Origin of the sequence: Erythrobacter sp. WG (genome assembly GCF_026586795.1) — a bacterium.
GTDB lineage: Bacteria > Pseudomonadota > Alphaproteobacteria > Sphingomonadales > Sphingomonadaceae > Erythrobacter.
The window spans coordinates 1-25,900 of the sequence record NZ_JAPFGY010000024.1 but is presented as its reverse complement, the minus strand read 5'-3'; the positions used below and the strand labels follow the sequence as shown (position 1 = coordinate 25,900).

The window sequence follows — 25,900 nt, the reverse complement described above, 5'->3', positions numbered from 1 at the left end:
GGGCGGGATTTACTCCTCGCCGTCGTCCTCGACGCTGGCCGCCGGGGCGGATGCCGCCATAGCGGCCATCGCGGCCTTCATCTTCTCTTCCGAGCCGATCGCGTCCGCTTCCGGCTCCACCTCGCGCTGGCCCGAGGCAGCAAGGGCTTCCTGCTGCTTCTTCCACGCCGCCTTGAGCGCCGCATCGCGGCTGTTGGCGGTGACGCGCAGGCGGTTCATGCCCGCACCGGTCCCGGCGGGGATGAGACGGCCGACGATCACGTTCTCCTTCAGCCCGATCAGGGTGTCCTTCTTCCCTTCGACCGCCGCCTGCGTGAGCACGCGGGTGGTCTCCTGGAAGGAGGCCGCCGAGATGAACGAACGGGTCTGAAGCGAGGCCTTGGTGATGCCGAGCAGCACCGGCTTGCCTTCGGCGGGCTGCTTGCCCTTGCCGCTCTGGGCCAGCTTGGCGTTGATCTCGAGCATCTCCGCCAGGTCCACCTGCTCGCCCGGCAGCAGGGTGGTGTCCCCGCCGTCGGTGATCTCGACCTTCTGCAGCATCTGGCGAACGATCACCTCGATGTGCTTGTCGTTGATCTTCACGCCCTGCAAGCGATAGACTTCCTGGATCTCGTCGACGAGATACTCGGCCAGCGCCTCCACGCCCAGCACCTCGAGGATGTCGTGCGGGTTGGGCGAGCCGGAAATCAGGGTGTCACCCTTCTTCACGTAGTCGCCTTCCTGCACGTCGATCACCTTGGTCTTGGGGATTAGGTACTCGACGGGTTCGCCCTCCTCGGGGATGATCGCGATCTTGCGCTTCGCCTTGTATTCGCGGACGAATTCGATCCGGCCCGAGATCTTGGCGATGACCGACACGTCCTTGGGCATACGCGCCTCGAACAGTTCGGCCACCCGCGGGAGACCCCCGGTGATGTCGCGGGTCTTGGCAGCTTCGCGGCTGGCACGGGCGAGAATGTCGCCCGCCTCGACCGTCTGACCGTCCTCGACCGACAGGGTGGTGCCCGGCGCGAGCATATAGCGTGCCGCTTCGGTCTCCCCGCCCGCTTCACCCAAGAGGGTGAGGCGCGGACGCAGGTCTTCCTTCTTCTTGCGGCCCGTCGCCCGGTTCTCGGTCACCACGCGCTGCGCGATCCCGGTGGCATCATCCATCTGCTCCTCGAGGGTGATGCCCTCGATGAGGTCCTGGTACTTCACCACGCCCGACTGCTCGGTGATGATCGGCAGGGTAAACGGGTCCCACTCGGCGATGCGATCGCCGACCTTGACCTGATCGCCATCCTTGAACTTGAGGACGGTCCCGTAGAGCACCTTGTGCATCTCGCGCTCACGGCCTTCGGCGTCGATGACGGCGATTTCGCCGCTGCGCGACAGGCTAAGGATGCGGCCCATCTTGTCGGTGATGGTCTGCATTTCGCGGTACTCGATGCGGCCTTCCGAAATCGCTTCGAGGTGCGAGGTTTCGTTGAGCTGCGCCGCGCCGCCGATGTGGAAGGTCCGCATCGTCAGCTGGGTGCCGGGCTCACCGATCGACTGCGCCGCGATGACGCCCACCGCTTCGCCGATGTTCACCGGGGTCCCGCGGGCAAGGTCACGGCCGTAGCAGGTCGCGCACACGCCCTGTTCCGCTTCGCAGATCAGCGGTGAGCGGATCTTGGCCGACTGGACTTCCGCCGCCTCGATCGCCTTGACCATCGCTTCGTCGAGCAGGGTGCCCGCGGTCACGATCACTTCGCCGGTCGCCGCGTTGACGATGTCTTCTGCGACCGTGCGGCCCAGAATACGCTCGCCGAGTGAGGCGATCACCGAACCGCCCTGCACGATGGCGCGCATTTCCAGCGCGTTCTGCGTGCCGCAATCTTCCTCGACGATGACGCAATCCTGCGACACGTCGACGAGACGGCGGGTCAGGTAACCCGAGTTCGCGGTCTTCAGCGCGGTGTCCGCGAGGCCCTTGCGGGCCCCGTGGGTCGAGTTGAAGTATTCAAGGACGGTGAGGCCCTCCTTGAAGTTCGAGATGATCGGGGTCTCGATGATCTCGCCCGAAGGCTTGGCCATCAACCCGCGCATCCCGGCAAGCTGCTTCATCTGCGCCGGGCTGCCGCGCGCGCCCGAGTGGCTCATCATGTAGATCGAGTTGATCTGGGCTTCCTTGCCCGTCTCGGCATCGATCGGCTGCGCCTTGATCTCGGCCATCATCGCGTCGGCGACCATGTCGCCGCACTTCGACCAGGCGTCGATCACCTTGTTGTACTTTTCCTGCTGGGTGATGAGACCGTCCTGGTACTGCTGCTCGTAACCGGCAACCAGTTCCTTGGTCTCCTCGACCAGCTTCTCTTTGGCGTCGGGGATGATCATGTCATCCTTGCCGAAGCTGATGCCTGCCTTGAACGCGTGGCGGAAGCCCAGCGCCATGATGGCGTCGGCAAACAGCACCGTGTCCTTCTGGCCGGTGTGGCGGTACACCTGGTCGATCACGTCGCCGATTTCACGCTTGGTGAGCAGGCGGTTGATGATGTCGAACGGCACCTTGTGGTTCTTCGGCAGGCACTCGCCGATCAGCATCCGGCCCGGAGTCGTGACGAAGCGCTTCATCGACACCACGCCCTGCTCGTCGGCCTGCGGAACGCGGGCGATGATACGGGTGTGGAGCGTGACCGCCTTGGTTTCGAGCGCCTGGTGCACTTCGGCCATGTCGGCAAAGCGCGGGAGCTTTTCGATCTTGGTGCCGTCGGCTTCCTCGATGTATTCCGGGTGCTTCTCCTGCCGCTCCATCGAGAGATAGTAGATCCCCAGCACCATGTCCTGCGAAGGCACGATGATCGGCTTGCCGTTGGCGGGCGAGAGGATGTTGTTGGTCGACATCATCAGCACGCGCGCTTCGAGCTGGGCTTCGAGGCTCAGCGGCACGTGGACCGCCATCTGGTCACCGTCGAAGTCGGCGTTGAAGGCGGAACACACCAGCGGGTGAAGCTGGATCGCCTTGCCCTCGATCAGCACGGGCTCGAACGCCTGAATGCCGAGGCGGTGGAGCGTCGGCGCGCGGTTGAGCAGCACGGGGTGTTCGCGGATCACCTCGTCGAGGATGTCCCAGACTTCCTTGCGCTCCTTCTCGACCCACTTCTTGGCTTGCTTCAGGGTCATGGACAGACCCTTGGCATCCAGACGCGCGTAGATGAACGGCTTGAACAGCTCGAGCGCCATCTTCTTCGGCAAGCCGCACTGGTGAAGCTTGAGCTCGGGACCGGTCACGATCACCGAACGGCCCGAATAGTCGACGCGCTTGCCGAGCAGGTTCTGGCGGAAGCGGCCCTGCTTGCCCTTGAGCATGTCGGACAGCGACTTGAGCGGACGCTTGTTCGCACCGGTGATGACCCGGCCACGGCGACCGTTGTCGAACAGCGCATCGACCGCTTCCTGCAGCATGCGCTTTTCGTTGCGCACGATGATATCCGGCGCGCGCAGTTCAATGAGGCGCTTCAACCGGTTGTTGCGGTTGATGACGCGGCGGTAGAGGTCGTTGAGGTCCGAGGTCGCGAAGCGGCCCCCGTCGAGCGGCACCAGCGGGCGCAGTTCGGGCGGGATGACCGGGATCACTTCGAGGATCATCCATTCCGGGCGGTTGCCGGATTCGATGAAGCTCTCGACGACCTTGAGGCGCTTGATGATCTTCTTGGGCTTCAATGCCGATTTGGTGGTGGCGAGCTCGTCCATCAGCGCATCGCGCTCGGCCTCGAGGTCGAGCTGCATCAGCATGGTGCGCACGGCTTCGGCGCCGATGTCGGCGGTGAAGGCGTCTTCGCCGTACTCGTCCTGCGCTTCGAGGAGTTCATCCTCGGTCAGCAGCTGGTACTTCTCGAGCGGGGTCAGGCCCGGCTCAGTGACGATATAGCTTTCGAAGTAGAGCACGCGCTCGAGCTGCTTGAGCTGCATGTCGAGCAGCAGGCCGATGCGCGAGGGCAGGCTCTTCAGGAACCAGATGTGCGCGACGGGCGCGGCCAGTTCGATGTGGCCCATGCGCTCGCGGCGGACCTTGGTCACCGTGACTTCGACACCGCACTTTTCGCAGACGACGCCCTTGTACTTCATGCGCTTGTACTTGCCGCACAGGCACTCGTAGTCCTTCACGGGGCCGAAGATGCGCGCGCAGAACAGCCCGTCACGCTCCGGCTTGAAGGTGCGGTAGTTGATCGTCTCGGGCTTCTTGATCTCGCCATAGGACCACGAGCGGATGCGCTCCGGCGAGGCGATGCCGATCTGGATCTGGTCGAAGGTTTCGGGCTTCGCCAGCTGGTTGGTGAATTTGGTCAGGTCGTTCATGACTGTGTTCCCTTAAGGGGATGAAATCCGGTGTGTGATCGAGGGCTTGGCGCGCCCTGTGGTCAGTCGGTCGCAGGCCGATCCTGTTCAAGCGGCTGCGGGGCATCCCAGAGGTGCGAGAAGCACCAGACCATCCCCACCAATCCAAGCGCGACGACCGCCATCGCGACCCAGTCCGGGATCAGGCCCGAACTTCTACCCAGCATCGCGCCCACCACCATAAGGCTGATGGAGTGCTGCCCGAGCAGGTAGCCCCGGGTAATGACGACACGCTCGTCGCGCTTAAACAGGTTCCGCATCCTTTACTCCGCTGCCTCCAGCATCTCGCCGTCGTCGTCCTCGTCGAGGATCGACTTCAACTCGACGTTGAGGCCGAGGCTGCGCATTTCCTTCACGAGCACGTTGAAGCTCTCCGGAATGCCGGCCTCGAAGGTGTCGTCGCCCTTGACGATCGCCTCGTAGACCTTGGTGCGGCCGACCACGTCGTCGGACTTCACCGTCAGCATTTCCTGCAAGGTGTAGGCCGCGCCGTAGGCCTGGAGCGCCCAGACCTCCATTTCCCCGAAGCGCTGGCCGCCGAACTGCGCCTTGCCGCCCAGCGGCTGCTGGGTGACGAGCGAGTAGGGGCCGATCGAACGGGCGTGGATCTTGTCGTCGACCAAGTGGTGGAGCTTGAGCATATAGATGATGCCCACGGTCACCTTGCGGTCGAACGCCTCGCCGGTGCGGCCGTCATAAAGGACGCTCTGGCCCGAGGAATCGATCCCCGCCTTGACCAGCATATCCGAAACGTCGGCTTCACGCGCGCCGTCGAACACCGGGGTCCCCATCGGCACACCGGCCGAGAGGTTGCCCGCGAGCTCCACGATATCGGCGGTCGAGCGGCTTTCGAGGTCTTCGACATACTGATCGCCGTAGATGTCCTTGAGGCGGTCCAGCACAGCGGCAGGCGGCGCGACATTGGCGTAGTCTTGCGCAGCGTTCGGATTGGCGGCGTGCCATTCCTCCAGCATATCCTTGATCTCGTGACCCAGCGCGCGGGCCGCAAAGCCAAGGTGCGTCTCGAAGATCTGCCCGACGTTCATGCGCGACGGCACGCCCAGCGGGTTCAGCACGAGGTCAACATGCGTCCCGTCGGCGAGGAACGGCATGTCCTCAATCGGCAGGATGCGGCTGATGACGCCCTTGTTCCCGTGACGGCCGGCCATCTTGTCGCCCGGCTGCAGCTTGCGCTTCACCGCGACGAAGACCTTGACCATCTTGAGCACGCCCGGAGCCAGCTCGTCACCACGCTCCAGCTTTTCCTTGCGGTCATGGAACTTGGCATCGATCAGCGCGACGGCTTCGTCGTACTGGCTCTTCACCGCCTCGATCTGCGCCTGACGGCCATCTTCGGCCACCGCGAACTTGAACCATTCATGACGGTCAACGCCTTCGAGCAGCTCTTCGGTGATGACCTCGCCCTTCTTCAGCCCCTTGGGCGCGGCCGAGGCAGTCTGGCCCAGCAGCATGTCCTTGAGGCGGTTGTAGGTCGCGCGGTTCAGAATGTTGCGCTCGTCCGCGGCGTCCTTGCGCAGGCGTTCGATTTCCTCGTTCTGGATCGCACGGGTACGGTCGTCGATCTCGATCCCGTGGCGGTTGAACACGCGCACTTCCACCACGGTGCCCGCGACGCCCGGGGGCAGACGCAGCGAGGTGTCACGCACATCGCTCGCCTTTTCGCCGAAGATCGCGCGCAGCAGCTTTTCTTCCGGAGTCATCGGCGATTCACCCTTCGGGGTGATCTTGCCGACGAGGATGTCACCGGGGTGCACTTCCGCACCGATATAGACAATGCCCGCTTCGTCGAGGTTGCGCAGGGCTTCCTCGCCGACGTTCGGGATGTCGCGGGTGATGTCTTCCGGCCCGAGCTTGGTGTCGCGGGCCATGACTTCGAACTCCTCGATATGGATCGAGGTGAAGACGTCGTCCTTCACGATGCGTTCGCTGATCAGGATCGAGTCTTCGTAGTTGTAGCCATTCCACGGCATGAACGCGACGAGGCTGTTCTTGCCCAGCGCGAGTTCGCCGAGGTCGGTCGAAGGACCGTCAGCGATGATGTCGCCCGCTTCGATCACGTCACCCACCTTCACCAGCGGACGCTGGTTGATGCAGGTGTTCTGGTTCGAACGCTGGAACTTCTGGAGCGTATAGATGTCGACGCCCGACTGGCCGGGTTCGACATCGCCGATCGCGCGGATGACGATGCGGGTCGCGTCGACCTGGTCGACGATCCCGCCGCGCTTGGCCGCAATCGCCGCGCCCGAATCGCGCGCCACGGTTTCTTCCATGCCGGTGCCGACCCACGGCGCTTCCGCCTTCACGAGCGGCACGGCCTGGCGCTGCATGTTCGAGCCCATCAGCGCGCGGTTGGCGTCGTCGTTTTCGAGGAACGGGATCAGCGAAGCCGCGACCGAAACCAGCTGCTTCGGCGAGACGTCCATCAGCGTGATATGTTCACGCGGGGCCATCAGGTTGTCACCATTGTGACGCGCCGAGACCAGCTCTTCCACGAACGAGCCGTCCGCGTTCAGCTCGGCCGAGGCCTGCGCGACGGTGTGCTTCTGCTCTTCCATCGCGGAGAGGTAGATCACGTCGCCGGTCACCTTGCCGTCCACCACCTTGCGGTAGGGGGTTTCGATGAAGCCGTACTTGTTGACGCGGCTGAAGCTCGCGAGCGAGTTGATCAGACCGATGTTCGGGCCTTCGGGCGTTTCGATCGGGCAGATGCGGCCATAGTGCGTCGGGTGCACGTCGCGCACTTCAAAGCCCGCACGCTCGCGGGTCAGACCGCCCGGCCCGAGCGCCGAAACGCGGCGCTTGTGGGTGACTTCCGAGAGCGGGTTGGTCTGGTCCATGAACTGCGAGAGCTGCGAGGAACCGAAGAACTCGCGCACAGCCGCCACGGCGGGCTTGGCGTTGATGAGGTCGTTCGGCATCACGGTCGACACGTCGACCGAGCTCATGCGCTCCTTCACGGCGCGCTCCATGCGCAGCAGGCCGACGCGGTACTGGTTTTCCAAGAGCTCGCCCACCGAACGCACGCGGCGGTTGCCGAGGTTGTCGATGTCGTCGACCTCGCCCTTGCCGTCCTTGAGGCCGACCAGCTCCTTCACCACCGCGAGGATGTCTTCCTTGCGCAGCGTGGTGACGGTGTCCTCGCACTCGAGGCCCAGACGCATATTGAGCTTCACGCGGCCCACGGCCGACAGGTCATAGCGTTCGGCATCGAAGAACAGGCCTTCGAACAGCGCCTCGGCGGTTTCCTTCGTCGGCGGTTCGCCCGGACGCATGACCTTGTAGATCGCCTCGAGGCCCTCGTCGCGGTTCTCGGCCTTGTCGGCCTTCAGCGTGTTGCGGATCCACGGGCCGGTGTTGACTTCGTCGATGTCGAGCAGCGGCAGGCGGTCGATCCCGGCCTTGTCGAGGATGTCGACATGCTCCAGCGTCACTTCATCGCCCGCTTCGATGTAGATGCGGCCCGTCGCCTCGTCGATCATGTCAGCGGCGGCATAGCGGCTGACGACTTCCTCGGTGGGGAGCAGCAGTTCGGTGAGGCCATCCTTGGCCGCCTTGTTCGCGGCGCGAGGGGAAATCTTCTGGCCGGCGGGGAAGACTTCCTCGCCGGTCGCGGCATCGACCAGCGCGAAGGTCGGCTTGGCGTTGCGCCACTGTTCGGCCACGAACGGGATCTTCCAGCCATCCTTGGCACGGTCCCAGGTGACGGTGTTGTAGAAGTAGCCGAGGATGTCCTCGGCATCGAGGCCGAGCGAATAGAGCAGCGCAGTCACCGGCAGCTTGCGCTTGCGGTCGATGCGGACGTTGACGATGTCCTTCGCGTCGAACTCGAAGTCGAGCCACGAGCCGCGATAGGGGATCACGCGCGCGGCGAACAGCAGCTTGCCCGAGGAATGGGTCTTGCCGCGATCATGGTCGAACAGCACACCGGGGCTGCGGTGCATCTGCGAGACGATCACGCGCTCGGTGCCGTTGATGATAAAGGTGCCGTTCTCGGTCATGAGCGGCATGTCGCCCATGTACACGTCCTGCTCCTTGATATCGAGGACGGAGCGGGTTTCGGTTTCGCTGTCGACCTCGAACACGATGAGGCGCAGGGTCACCTTCATCGGGGCGGCATAGGTAATGCCGCGCTGACGGCACTCGGTGGTGTCGTACTTGGGGTCTTCGAGTTCGTAATGGACGAAATCAAGCTCGGCGGTGCCGGCGAAATCGCGGATCGGGAAGACAGAGCGCAGGGTCTTTTCGAGGCCCGAGACATAGCCCGTGGCCTTGTCCGAACGCAGGAACTGCTCGTAGCTTTCGCGCTGAACCTCGATGAGGTTCGGCATCTGCACCACTTCGTGGATGTCGCCGAAGATCTTGCGGATGCGCTTCTTGGCGGTCCCTTGCGCCTTGCGGCTGCGGGTGACGGGCGGCTTCGCCTTGGTTGCCATGAGGGAGTGGGCCTCTTCAATTGGGCCGCGCGAGGATGCCGCGCGGGGGTAAAAATCGCTGTCGTTCCACGCGAAAAGGCGGCCATTCCAACGCACAAAAGCCGCACGCCAGACTCCGCCCTTGAAGCGGTGTCGGCAGCAGCCTCCCGGTGTCCGTCGCGTAAATGGCCTTCGCCGCTTCCATCCTGAGGCCGATTCCCGCGCATGAATCAGCCCTGCTCGAAGCGAGCGAGAGGGCGGGATTTAGGAGCGCCCCCCGCGTCTGTCAATGCGGGTGCGACCGACGGAGGGCGGGCGTCCAAGCCTTACCGCGAAACCACACGGGCAATATCGTTTTTCAATATTATTGATTGACGATAAATCGCAAATCGTGCAAAGGCGAATTTATCGAATAACAATGTGCCTGCACACGACACTCGATATGAACCTTTACCCCAACCTCGCTTTTGCTGCCTGCGCTTCTGAGCTCGAACAAAGCGCAACCTGCGGCTGCGCCGGCGCGCGCCGAAACGTCCGTAGCACTGGCAATCGTCGCCCTCGCTTAAACGCACAACCGGAGACACGATCATGACCCTCGCTAAAGATGACGCCCTGCTCAAACTCGGAAAAATCGTCGCTTTTGCCCTTCAGGCTCTTTGCGTGTTGGGGGGCGGCGTTTTTTTCGCGCTAATCGTGCTTGTCGCGCTTTTGAGCCAGGGCATGCTGCCCGGGCTGGTCGACGCACAGGGCCTACCGGACGTCGCAAAATACCCGCTTGTGACGGCCGCGATCTGCCTCACGGTCATCGTCAACTTTACCGCGATGTTCTTCTTCTTCGGCAAGATGCGCGCGCTCATCGAGAGCGCCAGCAAGGGCGACCCCTTCATCCCTGACAACGCGCAGCGCCTTAACGCAATGGCATGGCTGCTTCTCAGCTCGCAGGTTCTGACCGTTATCGTCGGCGAGCTGCGGGTCTACGCCGCCAGTCTGATCGACCCTCAAAGCGAGAGCGGATTCGACATCAGCCCTAACGATCTGACTGGCTTCCTGATCGTTCTGGTGCTCTTCATTCTCGCCCGCGTCTTCCGCCACGGCGCCGCGATGCGCGAAGACCTGGAAGGAACCGTGTGATGCCCCCCAGCAATGACGATCTCGAAGGCACCCGCATCATGGTGAAGCTCGACGACCTGCTCCACGCCCGCCGCATGACGCTGACCGAACTGGCCGACCGGGTGGGGCTGACATTGGCCAACCTCTCGATCCTCAAGACCGGCAAGGCGAGGGCGATCCGCTTTTCCACCCTCGCCGCGATCTGCCGCGAGCTGGAATGCCAGCCGGGGGACCTTCTCGCCTACAGCGCGGATTGATCGGGGCGGAGCCGGGGCGGCGCTGCTCCGGCCCTGCCGGGTAGGATCGGCTCAGTCCGCGCGCACCCGTCCCATCACCAGCGCCGCGAAGGCCAGCAGCAGGATCGCGCCGGCCTCGAACACCACATTCTCCGCCTGCATGTCCTTCCCCTGCAAGACGATCAGCCGCGCGATCGCGGTGATGGCGATGAAGATCGGGAAGACGAAGGAGCTCGCCTTGCCGGTGTAGAACACCGCGATCATCGCGATCACCTCAGTGTAAAGGAACATCAGCAGGATATCGGCAAGCACGATGCTGCCGCGCTGATACACTGCCGCGACCTCAGCCCCCGCCGCCCCCAGGGTCATGAGCGCGGCGACCATCAGCAGGGCCTGCTCGATGAAGCGCAGCGCGCGGGCTGCCGGATTGGCCGAGGAAGGATGCGCGGGATCGGGTTCGGTCATGACGTAGCCCTATAGAACAAGGCAACGGCAGACCAAAGACCCGGGAGCCCGTAAGGGTTGATCGCGTCCCGTCACGGCGGCCGCACGGGGACAATCCGCTTGACTCAGGCTCCGGCACGGCTATTGGCCCCGCCCGATCCTTTCGAGGATCATCCGTCCGAGACAGTTGGCGCAGGCAATCGGGCCTGCTTAATCTCCAGCCTAGACGGGGAAACGAGATTTCGCACGGCCCCGCACAGCGGGAACCGTGAGACGTGCCGGATGGCACACCCTCCTTCCCTATCGACGGACTCGCCCGTGCGCGGAGCCCTCGTGGCCTCGCGCATGGACAAAACGTAGCCGGTCGTCCGGGAGCCATCCCGGTCGGCCAAATGTGAAGGAGTATGGCATGGATCGTTCGCAGAAAGCCGACGCGGTTGCCCAGCTCAATGCGGTCTTCAACGAGGTTGCCGTGGTGGTCGTCACCCGCAATCTCGGCATGACGGTGGCCCAGTCCACCGACCTGCGCGGGAAGATGCGCGATGCTGGCGCCACCTACAAGGTTGCGAAGAACCGTCTCGCCAAGCTCGCCCTCGAGAACACCGACTATGTCGGGCTCGGTGACATGCTCACCGGCCCGGTCGGGCTGGCCTGGTCGAAGGACCCGGTCGCGGCTGCCAAGGCCGCTGTCGATTTCGCCAAGTCGAACGACAAGCTCGAGATCGTCGGCGGGTCGATGGGTTCGGTCGTGCTCGACGAAGCCGGGATCAAGGCGCTTGCCACGATGCCCAGCCTCGACGAGATGCGCGCCAAGCTCATCGGGCTGGTCAACGCCCCGGCGACCAAGATCGCCCAGGTCGTCACGGCCCCCGCTGCCAAGGTCGCCCGTGTGTTCGCCGCCTACGCGGACAAGGACGCAGCGTAAGAGACGTTTTTCGCCAGACGAAACAATCTGTTGGGGCACATTCGCCCCGCCACAATTTGGAGTGAACCATCATGGCCGATATTGCCAAGCTTGTTGAAGAACTTTCGAAGCTGACCGTGCTCGAAGCCGCCGAACTCGCCAAGGCGCTTGAAGAAGCGTGGGGCGTGAGCGCCGCTGCCGCGGTTGCCGTGGCTGCCCCCGCCGCTGGCGGTGGTGACGCCGGCGCGGCTGCCGAAGAGCAGACCGAATTCGACGTCATCCTGACCGGTGACGGCGGGAAGAAGATCCAGGTCATCAAGGAAGTCCGCGCCATCACCGGCCTGGGCCTCACCGAAGCCAAGGCGCTCGTCGAAGGCGCGCCGAAGGCCATCAAGGAAGGCGTCAACAAGGCCGAAGCCGAAGAGATCAAGAAGAAGATCGAGGAAGCCGGCGGCACCGTCGAGCTCAAGTAAGCTCTTCTGCCTGCGATCTTCGGATCGTCGCGAAAAGGGGGCGGTGCCAGCGATGGCGCCGCCCTTTTTCGTGCGCCGGCCTTGTCCGGCGGATGTTTCACGTGAAACATCGCTGCGCGCCGGGCATCATGCGAGACCCCTGGAAAGCGGCTGCGGGTTGGACATCCGGTCCTTCGGCCGCTTTCCCAAAGCCGGGCGCGGCGTGAAAAACGCCTCTGCGAACAGGGATTTGACGGTGCATTTCGACAGGCGTGACGCTCCCTGACCTCCTGTCGGCCAAGGGTGTGCCGGGCACCGCTCCAACAGGCTTGCAAGCCTCGGCGAACCCCGGGCAAACGGGGGGCGAAACGGCACTGGCGGGGGTCTAAGGGGGGGCAAGCGGCAGGAATAGGGAGCCCTGCGCCGACCAACGGATCGGGCCGCGACAGCGCGCGCCGCGCCGCCCGCGGCAAGGGCGGTGTCGGCGACACGCGCAGGTGGACCGGGCCACGCCGCCGCCCGCCCATCCAACCTTTCCGCTTTCTCCGAATCGCCCCCTCCCCTATCCGGGCCGGCTCGCCTGACCGCGGGCAGCGAACAGACGATGACACAGGCGACCACTCTCTCGACGCCCGGCTGGGGGCAGGAACTGCGCGCGACGCTGGCGCTGGCGGTGCCGCTTGCCGCGACGAACCTGCTCCAGATGCTGATCCATGCGGTCGACGTGATCTTCATCGCGCGCCTCGGCGACACCCCGCTTGCCGCATCGAGCCTCGGGATCGCGATCTTCGGCCTGACCCTGTGGGCGATGACCGGCCTCGTCGGTGCCTGCGCCCCGCTGATCGCGGCCGAGCGCGGGCGCAAGCTTCACTCGGTGCGCGACATCCGCCGCACGGTGCGGATGGGGATGTGGGTGTCGGTCGCTTTCGGCCTCGTCGGCATGGGGATCGCCTTTGCGGGCGAGCCGCTGCTGGTGGCATCCGGGCAAGAGCCCGCGATTGCCGCGATCGCGGGCGATTTCCTGTTCGTGATCGCCTTCGCGATGATCCCAATGATCCTGGCGGGCGTGTTCCGCATCTTCGTCGCCGCGCTGGGCAAGCCCGGCTATGCGACCGCGATCACCCTGCTGGCGCTGGGGACCAACATTCTGGGCAACTGGGCGCTGGTGTTCGGCAATCTCGGCCTGCCCGCCTTGGGCCTCATGGGTTCGGCGCTGTCGAGCGTGCTGACCGCGCTCGCCATGCTCGCCGCCTATGTCATCGTGATCGGGCGCGACCGCAGCTTGCACCGCTACCGCATCTTCGGGCGCTGGTGGCGGCCCGAGTGGTCGCGCCTCAAGGAGATCATCGTGATCGGCGCGCCTATCGCGATGACGGTGCTGGCCGAGGCCGGGCTGTTCAGCGGCGCGGCGCTGCTCATGGGCCGCTTCGGCGAGACGGAACTTGCCGCGCACACGCTGGCGCTGAACCTCGCCGCGCTTGCCTTCCAGATCCCTTTCGGCACGGCGCAGGCGGCGACCATCCGGGTCGGCTTCCACCACGGCGCGGGCGACCGCTTGGCGGCGGGGCGCGCAGGTTGGGTCGCGATCGCGATCGGGACGGGGTTCATGTGCACCACCGCGCTGGCGATGATGCTGGTGCCCACGGTGCTGCTGCGGGTCTATGTCGATCCCGATGCGGCCGCCAACGCCGCGCTGGTCGGCTTTGCGGTGCAATATCTGACGCTCGCGGCGATCTTCCAGCTGGCTGACGGCGTGCAGGCCGTGGGCGCGGGCGCGCTCAGGGGGCTTCAGGACACCCGCGTGCCGATGTGGATCGCGATTTTCGCCTACTGGGTGCCGGGCTTCGGCATGGCGATCGGGCTCGGCTTCTTCACCCCGCTCGAAGGGACGGGGGTGTGGATCGGGCTCGCCACCGGCCTGTTCTTCGCCGCGGCCCTGCTGCTGTGGCGCTGGGCGCGGCGCGATGGGCTGGGGCTGACGGACTACGCCCCCATCTAGCGCGCGGGCGCTGCCGCCGCAGCGACGCCGGTCGCGATGTGCATCCCGAGTTCGTCGAACTTGAGCTTCACGCCCTCGTTCAGCGCCCATGACAGCGCGAGGAAGTCCCCCGCGTTGCACCACACGCGCATCCCCACCCGCACCGCATTGTCGCCCAGCGAGGCGACGAAGGCGACCGGCGCGGGCTCGGCCAGCACGCGCGGATCGGCGCTCGCCAGTTCGAGCATCGCCGCCTTGGCCGCGGTCAGATCGTCCTCATAGGCGATCGGCACAATCAGCTCGAACCGCCGCGTCGGCATGCGCGAGGCATTGACCACCGCCTTGTTCCACAGCTCGTTGTTGGGGACCATGACATAGAGGCCATCCAATTGGAGCAGCTCGGTGGTGAACAGCCCGATCCCCTGCACCGTGCCCGATACCGTGCCTGCGGTGATGAACTCGCCCACCCGGAAGGGCCGCTGGATCAGGATCATCACGCCTGCCGCCACGTTCGAGAGTGTCCCCTGAAGCGCGAGGCCCACTGCCAGCGCCAAGCCGCCCAGGGCCGCGATGATGCTGGTGGTCTGCACCCCGAACTGCGTGAGCACCGTCACCGCCACCACCACCCACAGGGCATAGCGGATAAGGTTGGAGAGGAACTTGGCGACCGTCGGCTCGATCCGGGTGTTGCTGGTCAGCGCCCGGTCGGCCCAACGCGACAGCAGCCGGGCGAGCAGGATCCCCGCCAGCGTCACCGCGATCGCGCCGGTCAGGAAGGCAAGGTTGACCTTGAGCCACAGCCACGCCTCGTGCGCGACGTTGATCTCGTCATTCAGGGCGGCGAGCTTGGATGGCAGTTTGGGGGCGGGAGATGTCACTGAAGCTCACTTGTCGGGGCAGGAGAGGGCGCGGGGCAACACGCTGGCCGCCCCGCCTTGCCCCGCAAGCCTAGCCGGGAGTGACGGTGATTTCCACCCGCCGCGCGCCCGCAAGGTCGCTCGCCTCGTCCGATGTGTCCTCCGGCTTGACCAGATCGATCCGCTCAGGCGCGATCCCTTCCGCCGTAAGCGCCGCTGCGACTGCCTGCGCGCGCTTCTTGGCGAGCTCGGCATTGGCAGCGGCATCGCCCGTGGGGTCGGTGAACCCGCTCAATTGCGCGCGGTCTGCGGGGTTGGCGTCGAGCCATGCTTTCACCGGCGCGACGGCGGCGGCAAAGTCGGGCGCGATGTCGTTCTTGCCGACGGCGAAATAGACCGAGACCTTGGGCCGACCATCGACCACCTCGGAGACGATCCCGGCCCCTTCGGGCACAGGGGCTGGGGCAGGCTCCGCCACCGGAGCGGGCGCGGCGGCGGCGGGCGCAGCAGGTGGCGGGGCTTCCTTGTCGAAGCGCCCGGCGACGTAGCTCCCGAGAATGACGGAGAGCAGCATGACCGTCGCCGCTCCGACGAAGACCACGGCAGCAAAGCCGAGGAACCCGCCACTATCGGCAGCGCCGCCACCGCCAACCCCGGAGGCAAGCGCCTGTGGGCGAACGGCGGCAGCGCTGGAACGGTCGTCATGGCTCGCAGCGGGCGCAGGCGGTGCGGCGGCCGGAGCGGCGGGCGGCGCAGCGGCCGCAGCCAGCGGCGCAGCGGCGGCGAGCGGCGCGACCGGGACAGCAGCGCTCGCCGCGCCGCCGAACACATCCAGCTTCCCGAAATGCTCGGCGAGCAGGTAGTAGACCGTCACCCGGTTGCGGAAACTGGTATCGCTCATCCGATTGCCGACCTCCGCGATGGCGCCGTCGAGCACATCGTCGGGATCTTCCAGCGCGAGCTTCTTCTTGCAGTAATTCTCGCGCACCCGATCAGTCTCGGCTGGGTCGGTGAAGGACACCAGCGAGGCATCGCGTGATCTGAGCGCGATCCCGCAATAGTTCACGATTTTCTGGATGACGCCGTCATCGGCATCGGGCGCATAACGCTTCACATCGGCGGCCCAATCGGGCGCCGGCTTTTCATCGGCCATATTCATACCCCTCGCCCCGGTCGGAGCGTCCCGAACATGATCCCCGCGCGACCTTACCAGACATCGGGTCGACGACCTAAAAAAATCTTGAGGTCACGCCTTGACTCAATGCGAGGCGCGAACCATCTGCGCCCGCGTTGGCACTCTCAGACGGAGAGTGCCAAGCCAACTCATCCATTCAAGGAAAGGTCATACACATGGCATTTCGTCCGCTCCATGACCGCGTCGTGGTCCGTCGCATCGAAGCCGACACCAAGACCGCCGGCGGCATCATCATCCCCGACAGCGCTCAGGAGAAGCCGAGCGAAGGCGAAGTCATCGCCGTCGGCGAAGGCAACCGTGACGATAGCGGCAACCGCATCGCGCTCGACGTCAAGGCCGGTGACCGCGTGCTGTTCGGCAAGTGGTCGGGCACCGAAGTCAAGATCAACGGCGAAGACCTGCTGATCATGAAGGAAAGCGACATCATGGGCGTGGTCGGCTGAAGCCGCTGACACCCGTCTTTTCTTTCTAACCACAACCAATCTCAGGAGAAACAATCATGGCTGCCAAGGACGTGAAGTTCGGCCGCGAAGCCCGTGAAGGCATTCTGCGCGGCGTCGATATCCTCGCCAACGCCGTCAAGGTGACCCTCGGCCCCAAGGGTCGCAACGTCGTGATCGACAAGAGCTTCGGCGCGCCGCGCATCACCAAGGACGGTGTGAGCGTCGCCAAGGAAATCGAGCTCAAGGACAAGTACGAGAACATGGGCGCGCAGATGCTGCGCGAAGTGGCCTCGAAGGCGAACGATGCTGCCGGTGACGGCACCACCACCGCCACCGTGCTCGCCCAGGCGATCGTGACCGAAGGCATGAAGTCGGTCGCCGCCGGCATGAACCCGATGGACCTGAAGCGCGGCATCGATCAGGCCGTCACCGCCGTGGTCGAAAACCTCAAGGCCCGTTCGAAGGACGTGTCGGACAGCAGCGAAATCGCGCAGGTCGGCATCATCTCGGCGAACGGCGACCGTGAAGTCGGCGAAAAGATCGCCGAAGCCATGGAAAAGGTCGGCAAGGAAGGCGTGATCACGGTTGAGGAAGCCAAGGGCCTCGAGTTCGAGCTCGACGTCGTCGAAGGGATGCAGTTCGACCGCGGCTACCTGTCGCCCTACTTCATCACCAACCCCGACAAGATGACCGTGGAACTGGATAACCCCTATATCCTGATCCACGAGAAGAAGCTGTCGAACCTCCAGTCGATGCTGCCGATCCTCGAAGCCGTGGTGCAGTCGGGCCGTCCGCTGCTGATCATCGCCGAGGACATCGAAGGCGAAGCGCTCGCCACCCTCGTGGTCAACAAGCTGCGCGGCGGCCTCAAGGTTGCGGCGGTCAAGGCCCCGGGCTTCGGCGATCGCCGCAAGGCGATGCTCCAGGACATCGCGATCCTCACCAAGGGCGAGATGATCAGCGAAGACCTCGGCATCAAGCTCGAGAACGTCACCATCGGGATGCTCGGCCAGGCCAAGAAGGTCTCGATCGACAAGGACAACACCACCATCGTCGATGGCGCAGGGTCAGCTGACGACATCAAGGCGCGTGTCGCCGAGATTCGCACCCAGATCGACGCGACCACCAGCGACTACGACCGCGAGAAGCTCCAGGAGCGTCTGGCGAAGCTCGCCGGCGGCGTGGCCGTGATCAAGGTCGGCGGTGCAACCGAAGTCGAAGTGAAGGAGCGCAAGGACCGCGTCGACGACGCGCTCCACGCGACCCGCGCTGCGGTGGAAGAAGGCATCGTTCCGGGCGGCGGCACGGCGCTGCTCTACGCCACCAAGGCTCTGGAAGGCCTCACCGGCGCCAACGAAGACCAGACCCGCGGCATCGACATCGTCCGCAAGGCGATCACCGCCCCGATCAAGCAGATCGCCCAGAACGCGGGCCACGATGGCGCGGTCGTTGCGGGCAACCTGCTGCGCGAGAATGACGAAACGCAGGGCTTCAACGCCGCTACCGACACCTACGAAAACCTGGTGAAGGCCGGCGTGATCGACCCGACCAAGGTCGTGCGCACCGCGCTGCAGGATGCGGCTTCGGTTGCGGGCCTGCTGATCACCACCGAAGCGGCGATCGTCGAGCGTCCGGAAGACAAGCCGGCCGCCCCCGCGATGCCCGACATGGGCGGGATGGGGTTCTAAGCCGCTAGGGCGGGCCGTGCCAGCCAAGGCTGGCGCGGCACACGCCCGCGGCCGGCCAGCGGGGCCGCAAGGCCCCGTCTGACGACTCGGGCTTTGCCCGAGGCGGCCCAGCCACAGGACACAAGAAAACCCCGGCGGAGCGATCCGCCGGGGTTTTCATTTGCGCACGTGCATATGCTTCAAATCGGGAAATCCGCGTTTCTGTTCGCCCCGAATCGCAAGCGGCTGTTAGCCTCTCGTTAGTTACCGGGTCCGTCCGTTTCCGATAAACGGCATAACTTCTGTGAGCACTTTGTGAACCATAACGATTTGGACGCTGATAAGCGGGAATTGAAAGCGGAGCTTAAAGCCCTTCTGAAAAAAGCAGATCGCCTAAAGCTGACGATGGTCGGCATATACCTCTCGCACGCTCTCGATGCCCTGGAGGCAGACGAGGGAAAGGAGGGTTAGCCGCCAACCGACTGTCGAAGACTGGATGTTCCTATGGCCTTGATCGATCAGTTCCCAGGCAGGGGTCGCGATCCCCTTCTCAAGCAGGCGCAGAAGATCCTTGCGCAGCGGCAGACGCGCGCACTGGTGGTCGATCGCGATCTGCTTGGTGAGCCGGGCTGGGACATCCTGCTGTGCGCCTTCATCGCGGCGCGCAAGGGGGAACCCTGTGTGCTCGCCGATGTGGCGCAGACCATCGATCTGGGCCTCGCGACGACCCAGCGATGGGCCGATGCCCTGACCGAGCGCGGGTTTGTCAGCCAGCGCAAGGGCCTGCTCGAAATCAGCGTGGATGCGGAAGCCAAGCTCGCCGGGTTGTTCAGGAAGCAACGGATCGAGCTCATGCAGGAGCTGGGCTCCGGGTACGATACTGCCCCTTCCGGCACGGCTGGCGCAGATCCCTCCTGACCGCGATCGCGGACCCCCTTATTTTCGAATTCTCGTCAATTGACTTCCTGCGCGCGGATGGATTGTTTGTGCGGGGGGCAATCGGGGGGATCCATGGGACGGAGCCTAAAGAGCAATCTGCCGTTCACGTCCGGCAACAGGCCGGAATTCATGCGCCCGCAAAGCTCAAGCGCGTGATGGATTTCATCGAGGCCAATCTCAACGAGAGCATCGGCCTCGATGACCTTGCGCGGGAAGCGGACCTTTCAGTCAACCATTTCCTCAGGGTGTTCAAGCTGGCGACGGGCGAGACACCCTATCACTACCTGCGCGCCCGCCGGCTCGAACGGGCGCGGCAATTGCTGACCGAGGACGCCATGCCGCTAGCGGAACTGGCGCTGGAATGCGGCTTTGCCAACCAGGCCCACTTCACCGCCGCCTTCAGCAAGGAGGTGGGGATTTCGCCGGGCCGTTATCGACGGGCGCAGATCTAGCCCTTCAGCACACCGCCACGCCGCACCCCGGCGCGGCCGGCTTGCCGAGGATGTAGCCCTGCGCGAACCGCACGCCGAGCTCGCGCAGGGCCTGCAGGTCCTCGCGGGTCTCGACCCCTTGCGCGATCAGCGTCACGCCGGTTTCGGCCGCGAACTGCACCAGCGCCTTGACCAGCGCCCGCCGCGCGCCGTCGGTGGAGAGGCCGGAGAGGAACTCGCGGTCGATCTTGACGATATCGGGGCCGAGATCGACGAGCGATTGCAGGCCGGCAAAGCCCGCCCCTTCGGAGTTGACCGCCACCCAGGCGCGCGCCTTCCACGCCTCGATCGCGTCCTTGACCACCGCTCGCTGCGGGGCGGATTCCTGTTGGTTCAGCTCGATCACCAGCCGCGCCTCGAGCCCCTCGGGGATCAGCGACGCCAACTCATCGCTGACCAGCGTCGCGGGCGAGACGTTGATGGCGATGAAGCGTTCGGGATGCGCCGGGTCGAGCGTTGCCAGCGCTTTCCTTGCGGCGTGCAGCTCGAGCTCCTTGGTCTTGCCCGCGGCGCGCGCGCGCTCGAGCAGGTCGAGCGGCGAGCGCTGCGGATCGGCGCGGTTGCGCATCAGGCACTCGTGGCCGACCAGGTGCCAGTCAGTGAGGTCGTAGATCGGCTGGTGGATCACCGCGAGGGTATCGTCCGCGATCAGCCGCACGATCTCGCGGCCCGCCTCCTCGCAGGCCTCCTCAAGTTCGATGCGGGTTTCGATCTGGTCGCTGACGATCGCCGCGACCGAGCGGATCATCTGCATCTCGCGCTCGCCCACGTCGGGGCGCGGGCGGTAGCTGAAGCAGCACAGGCTGCCATGCACCCGCCCGTCGCGGCGGAGCAGCGGCACGCTGAAGTGCGAGCGCACGTTGAGCTGGTCGACGATCGGCAGGCATACCGCGACCTCGTAGAGGCTGGTGTCGGTGACGCGTTCGGGCAGCTTGCCCTGGATCACCAGCCAGCACAGGCTGTTGTCATTGGGGTTGTGATCGCCCGTGGTCAGCGGCGCACGGCCGCGCGCGGCGACGTGGGTGAAGATGCGGTGCGTGGCCCCGATCTGGCGCGAGACGAAGGCGACGTCCATGTCCAGCCGGGCGCGCACCGCCTCCAGCATATCGCCGATTTCCTCGCGCACGCAGGAATTGGGCAGGGCAACTTCGGTCGCGTCGGACACGGTGGGCGGAAACAGGAGATGTGCAAGATTGCTCATGGGCGCGCCTATGCCGCTCCGACTCCCAATCCTGCGGTAACCTCTTGATGCGCACGCCTGCGGAGGAGGCGCGGAGCGCGAAATTAAGCATCGCTCCGCGCCCGCTCCCGCTCACCCCCGGATGAAGGCGAGCAGGTCCGCGTTGATCGTGTCGGCATGGGTCGAGGCCATGCCATGCGGTAGGCCCGGATATTCCTTGAGCGTGCCGTTTTGCAGCAGCGTGATCGCGGTGCGGGCCGAAGCGTCGATCGGCACGATCTGGTCGTCCACGCCGTGCATCAGCAGCACCGGCTGGGTGACGGCCTTGAGATCCTCGGTGAAGTCGGTCTCCGAGAAGGCCTTGATGCAGTCGTAATGCGCCTTGGCGCCGCCCATCATGCCCTGCCGCCACCAGTTGCGGATCAGCCCCTCGCTGACCTCGGCGCCCTCGCGGTTAAAGCCGTAGAAGGGCCCGCTGGGCACATCGAGGAACAGCTGCGCGCGGTTGGCGGCAAGCCCGGCGCGGAAGCCGTCGAACACCTCGATCGGCTGGCCGAGCGGGTAGGCTTCGGTCTTGAGCATGATCGGCGGCACCGCGCCGATCAGCACCGCCTTGGCGACCCGGCCGGGCTCGGCCCGCGCCACATAGCGGATCACCTCGCCCCCGCCGGTCGAATGGCCGACATGGACCGCGCCTTGGAGATCGAGGTGCCGCGCCAGCGCGATCACGTCGGCAGCGTAGGTGTCCATCTCGTTGCCGGTGTTGGTCTGGTCCGAGCGCCCGTGTCCGCGCCGGTCGTGGGCGATCACCCGGAAGCCCTCATTGAGGAAGAACAGCATCTGGTTGTCCCAGTCGTCCGCGGACAGCGGCCAGCCGTGGTGGAAGACGATGGCGGGCGCGTCCTTCGGCCCCCAGTCCTTGTAGAAGATGCTGGTGCCATCGTCGGTGGTGATCGTCGGCATGATGCGGCTCCTTCGCGCGCTGAGGGGCACGCCCGGCGCGGCATGGCGGCGGGCGGCCCTGATGGAACGGACAGACTGAACCCCTGTTGTCGGACGCGCCCCCGCAGCGCGGCCGCACTCCCCCGAAGACTCGCGTGCGGCGCGGAGGCGATGGTGGCACGAAGCGCGCGGACCCGATAGCTCTGCCTGTCGCTTGCGTGCCTCGCACTGGCGCAGGCCGTCGCCAGCGGGACGCCGAGCTGCACCCCCGACCCGCTCGCCCGCGCCGGGTCGCTAGTGCAGGATAGCCGGCGGCCCCGGCCCGCGTGCGACCTTCGCGGCTTCGATCATCACGCGGAGGAACCGATGCGTCACGACACTGCGAGCCGATGGCCCTATCTCGCGCTGGCCGGGATCGGCCTTGCCACCATCCCCCTCGCCGCAGGGCTGACCGCCGCCGCCCGGCGACGCCGCCGCGAGAGCGGCAACGACCACGAAAGCGCGCCCGGGCACACTGCGCGGCGCTCTTTCGGCGATTACCAGGTGGTCGGCCGCACCGTCACCATCGCCAGGCCGCGGCCTGAACTCTATGCCTTCTGGCGCGACTTTTCAAACCTCTCGACCTTCATGGCCAATCTGGAGCGGGTCGAGCCGGTCACCGGCGATGCGGCGCTGAGCGTCTGGCACATCAAGGGCCCGCTCGGCACCAGCTTCGCCGTCGAGACCCGCATCGCGCGCGAGATCGAGAACGAGCTCATCGCCTGGCGCTCGACGGAAGGCTCGGAGATCGACACCGAGGGCCGCGTCACTTTCGAGGACGCGCCGGGAGACCGGGGCACGCGCGTCGGCCTCATCATCGCCTACAAGCCAAAGGGCGGGAAGGTCGGCGACATCCTTGCAACCCTCGCCGGGCGCAGCCCCGAGATGCAGGCGCGCCATGACCTCAAACGCCTCAAGATGCTGATGGAAACCGGCGAGATCGCCACCCCGGCACGCACCTATGCCGAATACAACACGGAGGAACCCCGCTGATGCGCGCCCTGACCTGGCATGGAAAGCAAGACGTCCGCGTCGACACGGTCGACGATCCCGAGATCGTCAACCCGCGCGATGCGATCATCAAGGTCACCGCGACCGCGATCTGCGGCAGCGACCTGCACCTCTACGACGCGGTGATCCCCTCGCTCAAGCCCGGCGACATCCTCGGCCACGAGTTCATGGGCGAAGTCGTCGAGACCGGCTCGGCCAGCACCTTGCAGAAGGGCGAGCGCGTCGTCGTCCCCTTCCCGATCAGCTGCGGCGGCTGCTTCCACTGCCGGATCAGCCAGTTCTCGTGCTGCGAAAATTCGAACCCGGTCGAAAAGCAGGATATGTCGGAGAAGCTCTACGGCTACCCGATGGCGGGCATCTTCGGCTATTCGCACATGACCGGCGGCTATTCGGGCGGGCAGGCCGAATATGTGCGCGTGCCCTTCTCCGATGTCGGCCCCATCGTCGTGCCCGACCATCTCGACGACGAGGAGGTGCTGTTCCTCTCGGACATCCTGCCGACCGGGTGGATGGCGGCCGAGAACGCCGACATCGGCCCGGACGACACGGTGGCGGTGTGGGGCTGCGGCCCCGTCGGCCTGTTTGCGATCCAGTCGGCGCTGGTGATGGGCGCGGCGCAGGTGATCGCGATCGACCACTATCCGCACCGGCTGGAGCTGGCGAGGAAGCTCGGCGCCAAGACCATCAACTTCCGCACCACCGACGTGCGCGAGGCGTTGATGGAGATGTCGGGCGGCATCGGGGTCGATGCGGTGATCGACGCGGTGGGGATGGAAGCCCACGGCTTTGCCATCGACAACATCATCGACGTCGCCAAGCAGACCATCGGCATCGGCGCCGACCGGGCGAGCGCGCTGAAGCAGGCGATCCTCGCGGTGCGCCCCGGCGGGCGGGTGTCGATGCCCGGCGTCTATGGCGGGATGACCGACAAGTTCCCGCTGGGCGCGCTGATGGAGAAGGGGGTGCAGCTACGCACCGGGCAGACCCACGTTCACCGCTACCTCGCGGACCTGCTGGCGATGATCGAGGAGGGCAAGCTCGACACCACCCTCCTCATCAGCCACCGCCTGGGGCTGGAGGATGCGCCCAGGGGCTACAAGAACTTCAAGCAGCAGCAGGACACCTGGACCAAGGTGGTGCTGAAGCCGGGGATGATGGCCGCTTAGCCGCGTTCAGCGGTCCGCTCGCACGGCGGCTGCGGCGAGGAATTCCTGCACCGCGGCCCGTCCGCTCTCGGCGTCGAGGCCGTCGCCGTGTCCCCCCGGCACCTGCCGGAACGTGACGGCAAGGCCCTGCGCCGCGAGATCATCGGCAAAGCGGCGCGATAATTCGGCATCCACCGTCTTGTCCGCCTCCCCGGCGATGACGAGGACGGGGGCCCGCGCCTCAATCACATAGCCGCGGTAATCGTAGAGCTTCAGCTCGTCGGAAATCCGCACGCGGATGAAAGGACGCATCGCCGGCGGCACGGCATTGCGGACGACCGCGGCAATATCGGGCGCGGTCGCTTCGAGAATGATCCCGTCGAAGCCGCCGCTGCGCGCCATGTTGGCCGCGAACGCCCCGCCGAGCGAGAAGCCGTAGGCGTAAAGCCTGCCCTCGGCGATCCATCCTTCCCGGCGCAAGGCGGCGACGAGCGCCGGACCCAAGCCCAGAAGGGTGGCGGGCGTGTTGGCGATGGTGGTTCCGCCCCTGCCGGGATAGTCGAAGGTGACGATATCGGCCTGCGTGATCTCGGCCAGCCGGTTCAGGCGTTCGCCCGAGGTGGCGATGAAGGAGGCGTTGCCGCCGCTGTAGATCACGGTCGCGCGGTTGCCCGGCCGGGAGAGGCGCGCGACGTGCACATCGCCAAGGCCCGGCAGGGTAAGGATGCGATCTTCGCGCACATAGCCGCCGGGCGGGGCGACGCGGCGCTCGTCCGGATCGGGCAGGGCGGGAAACAGCGATGCCTGATCGACCGCGATCTCCTTTGCCGCAACCGGCTGATCGCCCGCGCCGGCGGAGGGCGCCGGGGCGGCCGGAGGCGCGGCGGGGCGATCGCCTGCGGGCTCGGGCAGGTCCGGCAGAAGCGATGACGCCCCGACGGTGACCGTGCAGGCGGTCAGAAGCAGCGGGCACATCAGCAGGACAGATCGCAACGGCACGGCAGGGCTCCAAGGCGCGGCCGATCGGACGATCCCGACTCGGCAGGGGCTGGAAACTTTGGTAATACAGGGATGACTTTTCGTAAAACAGAAAGATTGCCATGATCGAAGCCCGTCTGACCTTGGGCCAAAGCCGCGCTTGCAAGGCCATCGCGATTGCCTTCGCCGCCGCTGCCGCCTTCCGCCTGGCAATCATCTGCGCCGCGGCCCTTGCCCCTCAGCTGATGGCCGTGACCATCGCCTGCGACCGACATGGGTGTGCAGCGCAAGCAGCGCCGCTCAATCTCCTTCCCGACGATGTGCGGGCGCTGGCGGAGACCGGGCCCGATCCGGAACGGGTCCTGCAAGATCACCTCGGCAGCCGGGGCGTGCGGCAGGTGCTGCTGGCCGGGCAGATGGTGATCGATGTGCCGGTCATCGGCCTGCTGCTGTCGGTTGCGTGGGGCATCTGGGCGCTGGGCAGAACTGAGGGCCGCGCCCTCGACAGGTCGCTGCCATGGCTGCGGCGCGGGGCCTTGTTCGCGCTCATCGCGGTCATGGCCGTCCCGCTGGGTCAGGCGCTCCAGACGACCCAGCTGGCGCAGGCCTTCGATCCGGATGCCGCCTTTGCCCTGCGCGTCAACCTCGGCCGCTGGGCGCTCAACCTGCTGCTGGCGCTGGTGGCGCTTGCCGTCAGCTGGGCGCTGGCCGCCGGCCTTCGGGCGGAGCAGGACCTGGCGGAGATCGTGTGATGCCGGTGGTCGTCAATCTCGACGTGATGCTGGCGCGCCGCAAGGTCCGATCGAAGGAACTTGCACAGGCGGTGGGGATCACGGAATCGAACCTCTCGCTTCTGAAATCCGGCAGGGTGAAGGGGGTCAGGTTCTCGACGCTCGCGGCGATCTGCTGCTACCTCGACTGCGCGCCGGGCGACATCCTCGACTATGTGCGGTCCGAGGATGATCTGCGGCACGATGCCTGAACGGCGGCGACGGCCGGTCGCCGCCGCAATCGGCCCCTACCCGATGCGGTGCTCGCCCCGGATCCAGCGCGCGTCCTCGCTGGTGGTGCGCAGGACCGCCGCGCTTGCGGCACGG

The 25,900-nt window shown here is 65.7% G+C and carries 22 protein-coding genes; 13 read left to right on the top strand and 9 right to left on the bottom strand.

The genetic code is table 11. The features are described from left to right. Window positions 1-9 precede the first annotated feature (9 nt). From rpoC to rpoB, 3 genes are all read right to left on the bottom strand, one after another. Window positions 10-4,320, bottom strand: a complete 4,311-nt coding sequence (gene rpoC, locus OPU67_RS12255) for a DNA-directed RNA polymerase subunit beta' (protein WP_267619968.1) — start codon at window positions 4,318-4,320, stop codon at window positions 10-12. A 62-nt stretch (window positions 4,321-4,382) separates the two neighbouring features. Then, the gene (locus tag OPU67_RS12250) at window positions 4,383-4,619 is read right to left on the bottom strand and encodes a hypothetical protein (protein WP_267619966.1); all 237 of its coding nucleotides are present in this window, start codon (window positions 4,617-4,619) and stop codon (window positions 4,383-4,385) included. Between the two features lie 3 nt (window positions 4,620-4,622). After that, the gene (gene rpoB, locus OPU67_RS12245; protein ID WP_267619964.1) at window positions 4,623-8,813 is read right to left on the bottom strand and encodes a DNA-directed RNA polymerase subunit beta; all 4,191 of its coding nucleotides are present in this window, start codon (window positions 8,811-8,813) and stop codon (window positions 4,623-4,625) included. Window positions 8,814-9,380: 567 nt separating this feature from the next. On the opposite strand from rpoB, the gene OPU67_RS12240 reads away from it, so the two are divergent. Continuing rightward, window positions 9,381-9,923 (top strand): DUF2975 domain-containing protein, encoded by a 543-nt coding sequence (locus OPU67_RS12240; RefSeq protein ID WP_267619962.1) that lies wholly within the window; start codon window positions 9,381-9,383, stop codon window positions 9,921-9,923. Then, window positions 9,923-10,159 carry a helix-turn-helix domain-containing protein gene (locus OPU67_RS12235; protein ID WP_267619960.1) on the top strand — a complete coding sequence of 79 codons (237 nt, stop codon included), beginning with the start codon at window positions 9,923-9,925 and terminating at the stop codon, window positions 10,157-10,159. Before OPU67_RS12240 ends, OPU67_RS12235 begins: the two co-directional genes overlap by 1 nt. A 51-nt stretch (window positions 10,160-10,210) precedes the next feature. Here the strand turns inward: OPU67_RS12235 and OPU67_RS12230 are convergent, their stop codons facing one another. Continuing rightward, a complete protein-coding gene (locus OPU67_RS12230) occupies window positions 10,211-10,603 on the bottom strand; it encodes a phosphate-starvation-inducible PsiE family protein (protein WP_267619958.1) in 393 nt (130 codons plus the stop codon). 388 nt (window positions 10,604-10,991) lie between these two features. On the opposite strand from OPU67_RS12230, the gene rplJ reads away from it, so the two are divergent. The 3 genes from rplJ to OPU67_RS12215 all read left to right on the top strand — a co-directional run bounded on the left by rplJ (window position 10,992) and on the right by OPU67_RS12215 (window position 13,937). Beyond that, on the top strand, window positions 10,992-11,507 hold the full coding sequence (rplJ, locus tag OPU67_RS12225; protein ID WP_267619956.1) for a 50S ribosomal protein L10: 516 nt from the start codon (window positions 10,992-10,994) through the stop codon (window positions 11,505-11,507). 71 nt (window positions 11,508-11,578) lie between these two features. Then, a complete protein-coding gene (gene rplL, locus OPU67_RS12220; RefSeq protein WP_267619952.1) occupies window positions 11,579-11,959 on the top strand; it encodes a 50S ribosomal protein L7/L12 in 381 nt (126 codons plus the stop codon). A 583-nt stretch (window positions 11,960-12,542) separates the two neighbouring features. After that, window positions 12,543-13,937: an MATE family efflux transporter gene (locus OPU67_RS12215; RefSeq protein ID WP_267619950.1), complete on the top strand. Its 1,395-nt coding sequence runs from the start codon at window positions 12,543-12,545 to the stop codon at window positions 13,935-13,937. Here OPU67_RS12215 and OPU67_RS12210 read toward each other — a convergent pair. Then, on the bottom strand, window positions 13,934-14,794 hold the full coding sequence (locus OPU67_RS12210; RefSeq protein ID WP_267619948.1) for a mechanosensitive ion channel family protein: 861 nt from the start codon (window positions 14,792-14,794) through the stop codon (window positions 13,934-13,936). The two genes, OPU67_RS12215 and OPU67_RS12210, sit on opposite strands and share 4 nt — an antisense overlap. Before the next feature lie 70 nt (window positions 14,795-14,864). Beyond that, window positions 14,865-15,926 carry a DUF2853 family protein gene (locus OPU67_RS12205; protein ID WP_267619945.1) on the bottom strand — a complete coding sequence of 354 codons (1,062 nt, stop codon included), beginning with the start codon at window positions 15,924-15,926 and terminating at the stop codon, window positions 14,865-14,867. A gap of 197 nt (window positions 15,927-16,123) precedes the next feature. Here OPU67_RS12205 and groES point away from each other — a divergent pair, with 197 nt between their 5' ends. The 4 genes from groES to OPU67_RS12185 all read left to right on the top strand — a co-directional run bounded on the left by groES (window position 16,124) and on the right by OPU67_RS12185 (window position 19,469). Continuing rightward, a complete protein-coding gene (gene groES / locus OPU67_RS12200; protein WP_267619943.1) occupies window positions 16,124-16,411 on the top strand; it encodes a co-chaperone GroES in 288 nt (95 codons plus the stop codon). 56 nt (window positions 16,412-16,467) lie between these two features. After that, window positions 16,468-18,099 carry a chaperonin GroEL gene (groL, locus tag OPU67_RS12195; RefSeq protein ID WP_267619940.1) on the top strand — a complete coding sequence of 544 codons (1,632 nt, stop codon included), beginning with the start codon at window positions 16,468-16,470 and terminating at the stop codon, window positions 18,097-18,099. A 483-nt stretch (window positions 18,100-18,582) separates the two neighbouring features. Next, window positions 18,583-18,996 (top strand): hypothetical protein, encoded by a 414-nt coding sequence (locus OPU67_RS12190; protein WP_267619938.1) that lies wholly within the window; start codon window positions 18,583-18,585, stop codon window positions 18,994-18,996. Window positions 18,997-19,172: 176 nt separating this feature from the next. After that, window positions 19,173-19,469, top strand: a complete 297-nt coding sequence (locus OPU67_RS12185) for a helix-turn-helix domain-containing protein (protein ID WP_267619936.1) — start codon at window positions 19,173-19,175, stop codon at window positions 19,467-19,469. A gap of 4 nt (window positions 19,470-19,473) precedes the next feature. Here OPU67_RS12185 and OPU67_RS12180 read toward each other — a convergent pair whose 3' ends face one another. Next, window positions 19,474-20,709 carry an EAL domain-containing protein gene (locus tag OPU67_RS12180; protein WP_267619934.1) on the bottom strand — a complete coding sequence of 412 codons (1,236 nt, stop codon included), beginning with the start codon at window positions 20,707-20,709 and terminating at the stop codon, window positions 19,474-19,476. Window positions 20,710-20,820: 111 nt separating this feature from the next. Beyond that, window positions 20,821-21,651: an alpha/beta fold hydrolase gene (locus OPU67_RS12175; RefSeq protein ID WP_267619932.1), complete on the bottom strand. Its 831-nt coding sequence runs from the start codon at window positions 21,649-21,651 to the stop codon at window positions 20,821-20,823. Window positions 21,652-21,996: 345 nt separating this feature from the next. On the opposite strand from OPU67_RS12175, the gene OPU67_RS12170 reads away from it, so the two are divergent. Both OPU67_RS12170 and OPU67_RS12165 read left to right on the top strand, forming a co-directional pair. Beyond that, complete coding sequence (locus tag OPU67_RS12170; RefSeq protein WP_267619930.1) at window positions 21,997-22,662, top strand: SRPBCC family protein; 666 nt, start codon at window positions 21,997-21,999, stop codon at window positions 22,660-22,662. Further along, on the top strand, window positions 22,662-23,846 hold the full coding sequence (locus OPU67_RS12165; RefSeq protein ID WP_267619928.1) for a zinc-dependent alcohol dehydrogenase: 1,185 nt from the start codon (window positions 22,662-22,664) through the stop codon (window positions 23,844-23,846). The genes OPU67_RS12170 and OPU67_RS12165 overlap by 1 nt, the downstream gene beginning before the upstream one ends. A gap of 6 nt (window positions 23,847-23,852) precedes the next feature. Here the strand turns inward: OPU67_RS12165 and OPU67_RS12160 are convergent, their stop codons facing one another. After that, window positions 23,853-24,800: an alpha/beta hydrolase family protein gene (locus OPU67_RS12160; protein WP_267619926.1), complete on the bottom strand. Its 948-nt coding sequence runs from the start codon at window positions 24,798-24,800 to the stop codon at window positions 23,853-23,855. A gap of 125 nt (window positions 24,801-24,925) precedes the next feature. Here OPU67_RS12160 and OPU67_RS12155 point away from each other — a divergent pair, with 125 nt between their 5' ends. Together OPU67_RS12155 and OPU67_RS12150 are read left to right on the top strand one after the other, a co-directional pair. Then, a complete protein-coding gene (locus tag OPU67_RS12155) occupies window positions 24,926-25,555 on the top strand; it encodes a hypothetical protein (protein WP_267619924.1) in 630 nt (209 codons plus the stop codon). Further along, on the top strand, window positions 25,555-25,785 hold the full coding sequence (locus OPU67_RS12150; RefSeq protein WP_267619922.1) for a helix-turn-helix domain-containing protein: 231 nt from the start codon (window positions 25,555-25,557) through the stop codon (window positions 25,783-25,785). Before OPU67_RS12155 ends, OPU67_RS12150 begins: the two co-directional genes overlap by 1 nt. Window positions 25,786-25,900 lie beyond the last annotated feature (115 nt).

Coding starts and splice junctions, on each gene's coding strand:
- rpoC (WP_267619968.1), bottom strand. CDS start 4,320: ATGAACGACCTGACCAAATTCACCAACCAGCTGGCGAAGCCCGAAACC.
- OPU67_RS12250 (WP_267619966.1), bottom strand. CDS start 4,619: ATGCGGAACCTGTTTAAGCGCGACGAGCGTGTCGTCATTACCCGGGGC.
- rpoB (WP_267619964.1), bottom strand. CDS start 8,813: ATGGCAACCAAGGCGAAGCCGCCCGTCACCCGCAGCCGCAAGGCGCAA.
- OPU67_RS12240 (WP_267619962.1), top strand. CDS start 9,381: ATGACCCTCGCTAAAGATGACGCCCTGCTCAAACTCGGAAAAATCGTC.
- OPU67_RS12235 (WP_267619960.1), top strand. CDS start 9,923: ATGCCCCCCAGCAATGACGATCTCGAAGGCACCCGCATCATGGTGAAG.
- OPU67_RS12230 (WP_267619958.1), bottom strand. CDS start 10,603: ATGACCGAACCCGATCCCGCGCATCCTTCCTCGGCCAATCCGGCAGCC.
- rplJ (WP_267619956.1), top strand. CDS start 10,992: ATGGATCGTTCGCAGAAAGCCGACGCGGTTGCCCAGCTCAATGCGGTC.
- rplL (WP_267619952.1), top strand. CDS start 11,579: ATGGCCGATATTGCCAAGCTTGTTGAAGAACTTTCGAAGCTGACCGTG.
- OPU67_RS12215 (WP_267619950.1), top strand. CDS start 12,543: ATGACACAGGCGACCACTCTCTCGACGCCCGGCTGGGGGCAGGAACTG.
- OPU67_RS12205 (WP_267619945.1), bottom strand. CDS start 15,926: ATGGCCGATGAAAAGCCGGCGCCCGATTGGGCCGCCGATGTGAAGCGT.
- groES (WP_267619943.1), top strand. CDS start 16,124: ATGGCATTTCGTCCGCTCCATGACCGCGTCGTGGTCCGTCGCATCGAA.
- groL (WP_267619940.1), top strand. CDS start 16,468: ATGGCTGCCAAGGACGTGAAGTTCGGCCGCGAAGCCCGTGAAGGCATT.
- OPU67_RS12190 (WP_267619938.1), top strand. CDS start 18,583: ATGGCCTTGATCGATCAGTTCCCAGGCAGGGGTCGCGATCCCCTTCTC.
- OPU67_RS12185 (WP_267619936.1), top strand. CDS start 19,173: ATGGATTTCATCGAGGCCAATCTCAACGAGAGCATCGGCCTCGATGAC.
- OPU67_RS12180 (WP_267619934.1), bottom strand. CDS start 20,709: ATGAGCAATCTTGCACATCTCCTGTTTCCGCCCACCGTGTCCGACGCG.
- OPU67_RS12175 (WP_267619932.1), bottom strand. CDS start 21,651: ATGCCGACGATCACCACCGACGATGGCACCAGCATCTTCTACAAGGAC.
- OPU67_RS12170 (WP_267619930.1), top strand. CDS start 21,997: ATGCGTCACGACACTGCGAGCCGATGGCCCTATCTCGCGCTGGCCGGG.
- OPU67_RS12165 (WP_267619928.1), top strand. CDS start 22,662: ATGCGCGCCCTGACCTGGCATGGAAAGCAAGACGTCCGCGTCGACACG.
- OPU67_RS12160 (WP_267619926.1), bottom strand. CDS start 24,800: ATGTGCCCGCTGCTTCTGACCGCCTGCACGGTCACCGTCGGGGCGTCA.
- OPU67_RS12155 (WP_267619924.1), top strand. CDS start 24,926: ATGATCGAAGCCCGTCTGACCTTGGGCCAAAGCCGCGCTTGCAAGGCC.
- OPU67_RS12150 (WP_267619922.1), top strand. CDS start 25,555: ATGCCGGTGGTCGTCAATCTCGACGTGATGCTGGCGCGCCGCAAGGTC.